The organism is Flavobacterium sp. (assembly GCF_029242675.1).
Taxonomy (GTDB): domain Bacteria; phylum Bacteroidota; class Bacteroidia; order Flavobacteriales; family Flavobacteriaceae; genus Flavobacterium.
Genome location: NZ_JAQWTM010000389.1, coordinates 1 through 11,520, shown reverse-complemented (window position 1 = coordinate 11,520; position 11,520 = coordinate 1). Strand labels below are relative to the sequence as shown.

Sequence of the window (11,520 nt, the reverse complement as noted above, 5' to 3'; positions counted from 1 at the left end):
TCCAGATGATGCAGTTGCATTCTGGTCAAGAATGTCTGCTAATTCAGGGGGAGCTGCGCAACCAGAATTTATGAGTACACACCCTTCAGATGCAACCAGAATTGCAAATATAAAAGCTATGATTCCTGAAGCAAAAGCGACTGCTGCTAAATTTGGGGTAATATTTAAATAGTCAGAATCAACAATAATTTAAAGCCATTTCTAATTTAGAAATGGCTTTTTTTGTGCCCAAAATTTAATTTTTTCAAAAAACATACTTTCCTAAAATAAAATAGATAAATTCGTTAAAAAATATTCTATGAAAGCTTTACAAAAAGGAGATTCAAAATTAATAAATGCTTGGGCTTTTTATGATTGGGCAAATTCTGTTTATAGTTTAGTTATTGCAACTGCAGTTTTTCCTATTTATTATGATGCTGTCACTAGCGACAACAACGGTATCGTACGGTTTTTGGGCGTTGATTTTAACAATTCTACTTTATTATCGTATTCCTTGTCTTTTTCTTTTTTAATTGTAGCAATATTATCTCCTATTCTCTCTGGAATAGCGGATTATACTGGAAATAAGAAAAAGTTTCTGCAGTTTTTTTGCTATCTAGGTTCTTTGTCTGTAATGGCTTTATTCTTCTTTACGGGTCAAGAAACATTATGGATAGGGATTGTAGGAACTATTATGGCTAGTATTGGTTTTTGGGGAAGTATTGTATTTTATAATTCTTATTTGCCTGAAGTAGCTCCTCCTGAGCAGCACGATCGAGTAAGTGCCAAAGGATTTATGTACGGTTATTTTGGATCTTTAATTTTGTTAGTTTTCAGTCTAGCTATGGTAATGAAACCCGATTTATTTGGGATCACTGATAGCTCCTTACCGGCAAGAATATCCTTTTTAGCGGTAGGAATTTGGTGGATGGGTTTCGCTCAAATTACTTTTTATTATTTGCCAAACAATGTTTTTCATAAAAAACCTGAAAAAGATTATATTTTTAAAGGGTTTAAAGAACTTGTAATTGTTTTTAAAAGTTTGACAGAATTAAAAGTTTTAAAGCAATTCTTAACGGCTTTTTTTCTGTACAGCATTGGTGTGCAAACCGTTATTTTGTTAGCGGGTTTATATGGTAAAAAGGAGTTAGGGATAGATACTAGTAAATTAATTACGATTATTTTATTAATTAATTTAGTGGCTATTTTTGGTGCTTTTGCGTTCTCTAGGTTGTCTGAAAAAATTGGAAATATCAAGACATTGAAAATTACGATAATTATTTGGGGCGGAATTTGCGTTGCTGCTTATCTTTTAGATGCTAAAAGTGAATATATTGATCTTCAGTTTTATGCTTTAGGTGGATCGATTGGAATGGTCCTTGGGGCTATACAATCGTTGTCCCGTTCCACTTATTCTAAATTATTACCGGAGACTGAGGATCATGCTACCTACTTTAGTTTTTTTGATGTCACTGAAAAGGTAGCTATCGTATTTGGAACCTTTATTTTTGGTTTTGTTGGAGCGATTACCAATTCTATGCGTAATTCTTTCTTTATTTTGGCAGTTTTTTTCTTACTAGGATTTATAGTACTTAATATGATTAAAGAAGAAAAGAAATAGAAGTATACTAAAAAAGCTGTTTTTAAGAATGCTTAAAAACAGCTTTTTTATTTGATAACGCAACAGCTTTATTTCTTAGAAATTCGGCCTGAACCGCTTACTTTAGTGTCTTTCGTTTTTGGATTGCCTTTATATTCAATATCCCCAGATCCTGAGATTCTTGCCGTTAAAGTATCAGTACAGTTAACTCTAATATTTCCTGATCCTGACATAGCTGCATTACAATTAACAGCCTCCAATTCATAGGAATTAATGTCTCCTGATCCAGATAATTTGCATTCATAATTAGATGCCTTTCCTTTTAAGGTGATATCTCCTGAGCCACTAATAGCAGCCATAGCATCTTGAGCATCTATTAGTAACACGATGTCACCCGATCCAGATAATTTAGCATTAAAACGATCAGCTTTAATGATGCTTTTTCCAATAATACTACCAGATCCACCTAAAGAAACATCTGAAATACTCTCAAAAGGTACTGTTACGACGATAGCTTTTCCAGAAGTGGAACTCATATTAATATTCTTCTTTGGATAAATTTTTAGAACATTTCCTTCGACTTCAACAATTATTAATGGTAGTAAGTTTTCTTCTCCTTTTAAACTAATTTCACCTTCTTTTCCTGCAATTAGTTCAACATCAAATGCCCCACCTATTTTAATTTCATCATACGAAGCAGTAGTTCGTTTCTCGCTAACGACTTTACCATTTCCTTTAACTTTAGAGCTGTTTGACCATTGTGCATTGGCACTCATTGCGCTTAATAGTGCGCAAAAAACTAGAGATTTAATTGTGTTTTTCATTGGAAGTCTGATTTTAAGTTTGTTATTTTTTTGATAATAGTATGTTTCCGTAATCTGATTTTATGTTGAGATTATTTATTCCTTTTTTACTAAAATATCCTCGATATGATTTGCTCGTATTGGTTTCTTCTTTATTAAAAAATAGTAAGTCAGTATCAGATTTTAAGTTGGCATAGCGAACATTGATTGTGAAATCAAAATCATAACTGCTGCTGTACCCAATTTTCATATTTGAATAACCAGCAGTAATGATGCAATCTTTTGCTTTAGCGCTAAGGTAATCAATGGCTATTTGACAATATTTGGCGGATAAGTTAAAATCGCCGTTTATTTCTCCAAATTGGAGCTCCATATAATTTGCAGTTCCTGCAATTGATTTTACTTTCTCAACATTTAATGTCCCATATTTACTAGTATATTGAACGGCATCTGCCTCTTGGATTGTTGTTTCGGTATAGTCAGATAATAAGTCAATTTTTGATAGTGAATTTATTTTTAATCCAGAATAGCGGGCGGTGATGGTTCCATTATTTAAATATTCTATTGAGGAATTTGGACAATATTCTATTTGGATTGTATTTTTACCGCTATACAATTTGCCAGTAGTTAGATTGCCGTATTTACAATTTACGTCAGATGGTGCCCAAAGGTCAGCCACAGTAATATTTCCATATTTATTACGTAACTGAATGCTTCCTTTTTTTGGAATTTTTATTACATAATTGATTTCAAAGCTATTATTATTCCCTTTGGTTTTATAATTGGTATTTCCTAAAATTGTTTTGGCCGAAATTAAATGCTTTAACGCATTGATATCAATGTCGATTTCGTTCAAACGCTGATTAACCCAACCTTCATTACTGCCACTTACTTTAATAATAATGTCGAGATCAATTTTATCTTCATCCCAAGTAGTAACAGTTATATTACCGTATGAATTATCAATATTTAAGCCGGCATCAGGATTAACGTAATACGCCTTTTTTATGATTTTAGTTTTCACGAAGCCTGTGTCAAATTCATTCGCTAAGCATAATACTGGTAGCAAGAATAAGAGTAGGAGGGTGCTATATAGTATTTTCATGGGGAATATTTTTTAATTTTTCAGTATTTTCAATATGCTGTAATACTTCTTGAAGAAATGAAATCCTAATTTGAAGATTACTTATTAAAGCATTTATTATTTGCTTACTTTCTCCATTTAAATCTAGTTCCTTTAATATTTTAGCGTAATCCTTGTCTAAAATCTTCATTTGTTTTAAAGCATCTGAAATTATTTTTTCGTTTTCAGGTGACTTTTTATCTTTTATTTTTTCTAGCTCTCTCTCAATCAGTACGGTAAAAATAGAGTCTGTTTGTTTGGTTTCTTTGGAGGCAAACTTGAAATCTTTGGGACTTTCTACTGGATCAGCATTACTATTTAAAAACAAGAATAGCATTATTGACGCTGCTATTGCAAGGGGTAAAAATAGTTTAAGCTTAAAAGTTGTTTGCTTTTGTTTTTTTATAAATCTAAGTTCATGTTTTTCTTTTGGTTCCTGAATATCCCATTGATTAGTCAAATTGGCAAACATTTGATCTAATTCTTCATTTTCATTTTACATAATTTCATTAATTTAATTCTCAAACAATCTTTCGCTCTGCTTAATGTGGTGCGGCAGTTGGTGTAACTTATCTTCAAAATTTCACTGATCTCTTCTTGGTCATAACCTTCAATGTAAAATAGCGTCAAAATCATTCTGTAGCTATCCTTTAGAGAGTTCATTACTTCCAAGACTTGCTGTACTTTTAAAGTGGTCAAGTCTAGTGCATCCGTATGCGATTTTTCGATATCCTCAATTTTATATAGTGTATCGCTGAAATCACTAACTGTGAATTTGACTTTCTTTTTGTAGAAATCAATACTGCAATTGATAATTATTTTTTTTAGCCAAGCTCCAAAAGCGACTTCGTTTTGGTAGGCATCGATTTTGGTAAATGCTTTTAAAAAACCTTCTTGCATGACATCTTCAGCATAGTGCTCGTCTTTTACGATTCGATACGCCACGTTGTACATCGCTTTGCTGTATCGATTATAAATTTCAAACTGTGCTTTTTCATTTTTCTGTTTACAAAGTAAAATGAGCTCTTCAGTATTTTGGTTGGTTCCGGTCAAGTGTAAGAGTACTGGTTTATACTATAGACTGCGTTACTTTTAAAATGTTACAGTAATAAAGAATTTTAATCCTTTTTTAGCTCATTTTAATAGGTTGATGCTAAAAATAGTACTTAAATGTGAGGCAAATACCATTACTAATTAAATTGATATCTTTCTTTTGGCATAATGATTGTCTCTTTTACAGGCTCATTAAATAAAGAGTCAATTGTTATATTTCTTGTAAAAAAGGTTTAATTTACAGGCTCATTTGTTTACATAACGAAATTTTTCACTGACAAAAAGACTTATATATACTATGTCAAATCATAAAATACGCACTATTGACAATCTGTCACTTCAAGAATTTGATTCAGATGCTGAATTAATACCATTATTAACTCCCGAAGACGAGGAGGAAATGATAAACGAGGAATTACCGGAATCTTTGGCTATTTTACCCTTGCGTAACATGGTTTTGTATCCTGGAGTAGTGATTCCAATTACGGCAGGAAGAGATAAATCAATAAAATTAATTGATGATGCTAATGCTGCAGGAAAAATTATTGGTGTTGTTGCACAAATAAACGAAGAAGATGAAGACCCAACCAAGGATGATATTCACTCGGTAGGAACTGTAGCTCGTATTTTGCGCGTTTTAAAAATGCCTGATGGAACTACAACCGTTATATTACAAGGAAAGAAACGATTTGAAATTGACACTGTCACTTCTGAAGAACCTTATATCACTGCTACGATTAAAAACTTTGTAGAAGATAGACCCGATAGTAAGGATACGGAGTTTCTTGCTATTTTAGATTCTGTTAAGGAACTAGCCATACAAATTATCAAGGAAAGCCCAAACATTCCTAGTGAAGCTACATTTGCAATTAAAAACATTGAAAGCCAATCGTTTTTGATCAATTTTGTTACTTCAAATATGAATCTTTCTGTTAAAGAAAAGCAAGATTTATTGCGAATCAATAATTTGAAAGATAGAGCATTGGAAACTTTGCGTTTCATGAATATTGAGTTGCAAAAATTAGAATTAAAAAATGATATTCAGTCTAAAGTCCGTTTTGACTTAGACCAGCAGCAACGCGAATATTTCTTGCATCAGCAAATGAAAACCATTCAAGAAGAATTGGGTGGTGTTTCACAAGAGGAAGAGTTAGAAGAAATGCTTGTCAAATCAAGAACCAAAAAGTGGGATGAAAAAACGCAGAAAAATTTCGAGAAAGAACTTTCGAAAATGCGTCGCATGAATCCGCAGGCTCCTGATTTTGGAATTCAAAGAAACTACCTAGAACTTTTATTAGAATTGCCGTGGAATGAATATTCTAAAGATAATTTTGATTTAAAAAGAGCACAAAAAATACTAGACCGTGACCATTTTGGGTTAGAAGAAGTAAAAAAGAGAATGATCGAACACTTAGCTGTATTAAAGCTAAGAAACGACATGAAGTCTCCAATTATTTGTTTGACAGGACCTCCGGGAGTTGGGAAAACCTCGATTGGTCGTTCAGTAGCGGAAGCGTTGGGGCGTGAGTATGTTCGTATTTCATTGGGTGGTTTACGTGATGAAGCGGAGATTCGTGGGCACAGAAAAACGTACATTGGCGCAATGCCGGGTAGAATTATTCAAAGCTTGAAAAAAGCGGGGACCTCTAATCCTGTTTTTGTTTTAGATGAAATTGATAAATTATCTAGTAGCAATCAAGGAGATCCTTCTTCAGCATTGTTGGAGGTATTAGATCCAGAGCAAAATAGTGCTTTCTACGATAATTTCGTTGAGTTGGGTTATGACTTATCTAAAGTAATGTTCATTGCTACGTCTAACAATATGGCTGCGATTCAGCCTGCCTTGAGGGATCGTATGGAAATTATCAAAATGTCAGGTTATACAATCGAAGAGAAAGTAGAAATCGCAAAGCAGCATTTATTTCCTAGACAATTAAAAGAGCACGGATTAGGGCCAAAAGACCTAACGATTGGTAAAAAACAATTGGAAAAAATTGTTGAAGGCTACACAAGAGAATCAGGTGTTCGTGGTCTAGAAGCTAAAATTGCTCAAGTCATTCGTAATGCTGCAAAATCAGTAGCGATGGAGGAAGAGTACAATAAGAAAGTGACCGAAGAAGATGTGCTGAAGGTGCTTGGTGTACCAAGATTAGAAAGAGATAAATACGAATCTAACGACGTGGCTGGAGTGGTTACAGGCTTAGCTTGGACGAGTGTTGGAGGTGACATTTTATTTATTGAATCGCTACTTTCCCCTGGAAAAGGCACAATGACCATTACGGGGAATTTAGGAAATGTCATGAAGGAGTCGGCGACGATTGCTTTAGAATATATAAAAGCGAATGCCCAGCATGTTGGTATTAATCCAGAGGCATTAACAAAACACAACATTCACTTGCATGTACCTGAGGGAGCAACTCCTAAAGATGGTCCAAGTGCAGGAATAGCCATGCTTACTTCTCTAGTTTCTTTGCTTACGCAAAAGAGAATCAAGAAAAATATAGCCATGACGGGTGAGATTACACTTAGAGGAAAAGTACTGCCTGTAGGTGGAATAAAAGAGAAAATATTAGCAGCCAAACGTGCTAATATTAAGGAAATTATTTTATGCCAAGATAATAAAAGTGATATTGATGAAATCAAGCCCGAGTATGTACAAGGTCTTACTTTTCATTATGTTAAAGAAATGAGTGAGGTACTTAAAATTGCTATCACCGATCAAAATGTAAAAAACGCGAAGACACTTTAACTAGCGCGATTTGTCATTTAAAAACTAATTCCAAAACCAAAACTTACTTTTGTAAGAGTTGGTTTTGGAATTTTATTTGTTAGTAAATAGCAGCAGGAAAAGGAGTATTACTATTTTTATAATTTTATCTTCGCATTTGCGTTTTATTCTCCTAAAAGAGCTTCCCACATGTTCAAAAGAGTTGTATATTATTTATTGCTATCATTTTGTTCTGTTTCCTACAGTCAAATTGGAGGTAAATATGTATACCAATTTTTAAATTTAGTTACTTCGCCACGACAGGCAGCATTGGGCGGGAAAACCATCACTATTTATGATGACGATGTCAATCAAGCTAATTTTAATCCCGCAACCATAAATGCCGAGATGGACAACCATTTAGCATTAAACTACGGTAGTTATTTTAGTGCAGTGACTTATGGAACAGCATCTTATGCTTATACCTACGATAGGCATTTGCAAACGTTTCAAGCAGGAGTAAACTACGTTAATTATGGTAGCTTTGAAGGCTATGATGAAAACGGGCAGTCTACAGCTAGTTTTTCAGGAAGCGAAGTAGCACTTTCCTTTGGGTACTCTTATAATATTCCGTACACTGATTTACATATTGGAGCGAATGCAAAAGTGATTAGCTCTAGCTTAGAAACCTATAATTCTCTTGGCGGTGCGATTGATTTAGGAGCAATTTACATCGATGAAAAAAATGATGTAAATTGGGCATTAGTGATTCGGAATATAGGGACGCAATTCACGACTTATTCTGGTAATAATGAAAAGTTACCTTTAGAAATTATGCTTGGCGTTTCACAAGAATTAGAAAATGTTCCCATTAGATGGCATTTGACCCTAGAGAATTTACAGCAGTGGAATCTTGCTTTTTCTAATCCCAATAGAGCACAAACCAATTTAAATGGAAGTAGCGAACAAGAAAAAATATCTGCTATAAATAATGCTTTACGTCATTTAATTGTGGGTGTAGAATTATTTCCAAAAAAAGCAATTAATTTTAGAGTGGGATATAATTTTAGAAGAGCCGAAGAATTACGTATTGTGGATCAACGCAATTTTTCTGGTATTTCAGCTGGTTTTGGACTCAAATTAAATAAATTAAAATTCAATTATTCCTACTCAAGATATACCTTAGCGGGTAACACAAGTCTGTTTGGATTAACTATTAACTTTCAATAATATTATTTTGGATAAAAAAATTACCATTGCCATTGATGGCTTTTCTTCAACAGGAAAAAGTACGCTTGCTAAACAACTAGCGAACCATTTATCGTATGTTTATGTAGATACTGGGGCGATGTACCGAGCAATTACTTTTTTTGCTATGCAAAATGGCTACATTACTGCTGATTATTTTGATAAGGAAACGCTAATTCAAAGCCTACCTTTTATTACGCTAGAATTTAAATTTAATGCAGCAGCTGGTTTTGCCGAAATGTATTTAAATGATACCAATGTCGAAAAGGAGATTCGAACAATCGAAGTTTCGGGATTTGTTAGTAAAGTAGCCGAGATTGATCAAGTACGCACTAAACTTGTTGAGCAACAGCAGGAAATGGGAAAAAACAAAGGCATCGTAATGGATGGACGCGATATTGGAACAGTGGTTTTTCCGGATGCTGAGCTAAAAATATTCATGTCAGCTAGTGCTGCTACGAGAGCACAAAGACGTTTTGATGAGTTAATTGCCAAAGGTGATCAGGTAACTTACGATGAAGTTTTAAAAAATGTAGTAGAACGGGATTATATTGATAGTCATCGTGCTAACTCTCCATTAGTTCAAGCTAAAGGTGCTGTAGAGATTGATAATTCTAATTTAAATAGAGCCGAACAATTTGACATGGTGGTCGCATTGGTAAATGAAGTAGTAAAAAAAGTATAATTTTTTGTAGATCTCATTTTTAATATTAGATTTACGGCCTGAATAAATTTAACCACAGCAGCAGCGATATGAATATAAAATTAAGACTTACGATTATGAATTTCTTCCAATTTTTTGTTTGGGGGATTTGGTTAATTTCATTGGGAGGTTATATGGGACAAACTTTTGGTCCTGTCGAAGGAGGAAGTATTGGTTTGTCAATTGGTAGAACGTATGGATCTATGGGTTGGGCGAGTTTATTCATGCCTGCTTTATTGGGTATTATAGCCGATAAATATTTTAGTGCTCAAAAAGTTTTGGGGTTTGCTCATATTGTAGCTGGTATTGCTATTTATTTTGCAACTCAAGCTACTAATTCTACTGAGATGTATTGGGTTATATTCGCAACTAGTTGTTTCTATATGCCAACTATTGCATTGAACAACTCAGTAAGTTACGCGGTATTGAATAAATATGATTTTGACGTTCAAAAAACATTTACACCTATTCGTGTTTGGGGAACGGTAGGATTTATATTCGCTATGTGGACAACGGATTTAACCGATTGGAAATCGAATACCAATCAGTTTGTATTTGCATCTATTGCAATGATCATTACGGGATTGTTTTGTTTTACGTTGCCTAATGTTCCAGCGGAGAACAAGAATAGTAATCAAACATTAACAAGTAAGTTTGGTTTAGATAGTTTCGTGCTTTTCAAGCAGAAAAAAATGGCTATCTTTTTTGTATTTGCAATGCTACTTGGTGCTGCTTTGCAAATAACAAACATGTTTGGAGATACTTTTATTAGAGATTTTGGTTCCAATCCAGAGTACCAAGGGACTTTTGGAGTAGAGCATTCGGTATTAATTATTTCGCTTTCGCAAATTTCAGAAACGTTGTTTATCTTAACCATTCCGTTTTTCTTGAGGAAATTTGGTATCAAGCAAGTTATGATATTTAGTATGATTGCTTGGGTATTGCGATTTGCATTATTCGGAATAGGGAATCCAGGTTCGGGTGTGATATTCTTGATTTTATCGATGATTGTTTACGGTATGGCGTTTGATTTCTTTAATATTTCAGGATCTCTGTTTGTAGAAAAAGAGACAGATAGTAAAATTAGATCTAGTGCTCAAGGATTGTTCATGTTAATGACCAATGGTATTGGAGCAATTGTAGGAGGAGAGCTAGCGGGAAGAACGGTTAGTTACTTTACGGTAGAGAACAAGGTCGAATGGCCAAGTGTTTGGTTTTCGTTTGCAGGGTATGCTTTTGTTATTATGATTGCTTTTGCCTTTTTATTCAAATACAAGCACGATCCAAAGATTGCTGATAGTTTGAATCACTAAGTACTTTAGATATTTTTTATACTAGCCCGATGTTAATAGCATCGGGTTTTTTATTGTTATGAAATTGAATTGTCAAGTATAGCCCTGATAGAGCCGGTATCCTCGTAATGAAATGGAGAGATAAAGGCGATAGCAGGAGGGATGTTGTTGAAATGTACAATGTGCCTGCTCATTAAAAAAACATAGTAAAACAGAGCTAGCAAGCCTATGACAGCTGGTTAAAATGTCATGTTGGCAGATGTTTTTCCGCCATTTTAACAAAAACTGACAATTAATAGAGGGGTTTTAGCTTGGCACAGAGATTGCTTTTAAGAGAGCAAGTAGTAAAAACGAATATACAATAAATTAAATATATTAAAAATGGGTAAAATAATCGGAATTGATTTAGGTACTACAAACTCTTGTGTTTCTGTAATGGAAGGTAACGAAGCAGTTGTTATTCCTAACGCAGAAGGAAAAAGAACTACACCATCTATCATCGCTTTTGTTGAAGGTGGAGAAATTAAAGTAGGAGATCCTGCAAAAAGACAAGCAGTAACTAATCCAACTAAGACTATTGCTTCTATCAAACGTTTTATGGGACAAGGTTTTGGTGAAGTTTCGGCTGAGGCAAAAAGAGTTTCTTACAAAATTGTAAAAGGAGATAACAATACACCACGTGTTGACATTGATGGTCGTTTGTATTCTGCTCAAGAATTGTCAGCAATGACTCTTCAAAAAATGAAAAAAACTGCTGAAGACTATTTAGGTCAAACAGTTACTGAAGCAGTTATTACTGTTCCTGCTTACTTTAATGATGCACAACGTCAAGCTACGAAAGAAGCGGGTGAAATTGCAGGTCTTAAAGTTATGCGTATCATCAACGAGCCAACTGCTGCGGCATTAGCTTACGGATTAGACAAAAAAGGAACAGATCAAAAAATTGCTGTTTACGATTTAGGTGGAGGTACATTTGATATCTCGGTACTTGAATTAGGAGACGGAGTTTTCG

The 11,520-nt window shown here is 34.1% G+C and carries 10 protein-coding genes and 1 pseudogene; 7 read left to right on the top strand and 4 right to left on the bottom strand.

Annotated elements, in window-relative coordinates; translation table 11 throughout:
* Together P8M54_RS14455 and P8M54_RS14450 are read left to right on the top strand one after the other, a co-directional pair.
* Positions 1-172: pseudogene (locus tag P8M54_RS14455) on the top strand (M48 family peptidase); the annotation flags it as partial.
* A 126-nt stretch (positions 173-298) separates the two neighbouring features.
* Positions 299-1,600 (top strand): MFS transporter, encoded by a 1,302-nt coding sequence (locus P8M54_RS14450; RefSeq protein WP_300288697.1) that lies wholly within the window; start codon positions 299-301, stop codon positions 1,598-1,600.
* Between the two features lie 68 nt (positions 1,601-1,668).
* Here the strand turns inward: P8M54_RS14450 and P8M54_RS14445 are convergent, their stop codons facing one another.
* Genes P8M54_RS14445 through P8M54_RS14430 form a run of 4 tightly spaced genes read right to left on the bottom strand, consistent with a single transcriptional unit; the run spans position 1,669 to position 4,558 of the window.
* A complete protein-coding gene (locus P8M54_RS14445) occupies positions 1,669-2,403 on the bottom strand; it encodes a head GIN domain-containing protein (RefSeq protein WP_300288696.1) in 735 nt (244 codons plus the stop codon).
* 22 nt (positions 2,404-2,425) lie between these two features.
* The gene (locus tag P8M54_RS14440; RefSeq protein ID WP_300288695.1) at positions 2,426-3,487 is read right to left on the bottom strand and encodes a hypothetical protein; all 1,062 of its coding nucleotides are present in this window, start codon (positions 3,485-3,487) and stop codon (positions 2,426-2,428) included.
* Positions 3,471-3,977 carry an anti-sigma factor gene (locus P8M54_RS14435; RefSeq protein WP_300288694.1) on the bottom strand — a complete coding sequence of 169 codons (507 nt, stop codon included), beginning with the start codon at positions 3,975-3,977 and terminating at the stop codon, positions 3,471-3,473. The genes P8M54_RS14440 and P8M54_RS14435 overlap by 17 nt, the downstream gene beginning before the upstream one ends.
* 5 nt (positions 3,978-3,982) lie before the next feature.
* A complete protein-coding gene (locus tag P8M54_RS14430) occupies positions 3,983-4,558 on the bottom strand; it encodes an RNA polymerase sigma factor (RefSeq protein ID WP_300288693.1) in 576 nt (191 codons plus the stop codon).
* A 298-nt stretch (positions 4,559-4,856) separates the two neighbouring features.
* Between P8M54_RS14430 and lon the strand changes: the two genes are divergently transcribed.
* The 5 genes from lon to P8M54_RS14405 form a co-directional block, all read left to right on the top strand.
* On the top strand, positions 4,857-7,307 hold the full coding sequence (lon, locus tag P8M54_RS14425; RefSeq protein ID WP_300288692.1) for an endopeptidase La: 2,451 nt from the start codon (positions 4,857-4,859) through the stop codon (positions 7,305-7,307).
* A gap of 168 nt (positions 7,308-7,475) precedes the next feature.
* Positions 7,476-8,495, top strand: a complete 1,020-nt coding sequence (gene porQ, locus P8M54_RS14420; protein WP_300288691.1) for a type IX secretion system protein PorQ — start codon at positions 7,476-7,478, stop codon at positions 8,493-8,495.
* A 7-nt stretch (positions 8,496-8,502) separates the two neighbouring features.
* Complete coding sequence (cmk, locus tag P8M54_RS14415; protein WP_300288690.1) at positions 8,503-9,198, top strand: (d)CMP kinase; 696 nt, start codon at positions 8,503-8,505, stop codon at positions 9,196-9,198.
* Between the two features lie 68 nt (positions 9,199-9,266).
* Complete coding sequence (locus tag P8M54_RS14410) at positions 9,267-10,529, top strand: nucleoside permease (RefSeq protein ID WP_300288688.1); 1,263 nt, start codon at positions 9,267-9,269, stop codon at positions 10,527-10,529.
* A 360-nt stretch (positions 10,530-10,889) separates the two neighbouring features.
* A partial coding sequence (locus P8M54_RS14405; protein WP_300288687.1) for an Hsp70 family protein occupies positions 10,890-11,520 on the top strand: 631 nt, incomplete at its 3' end.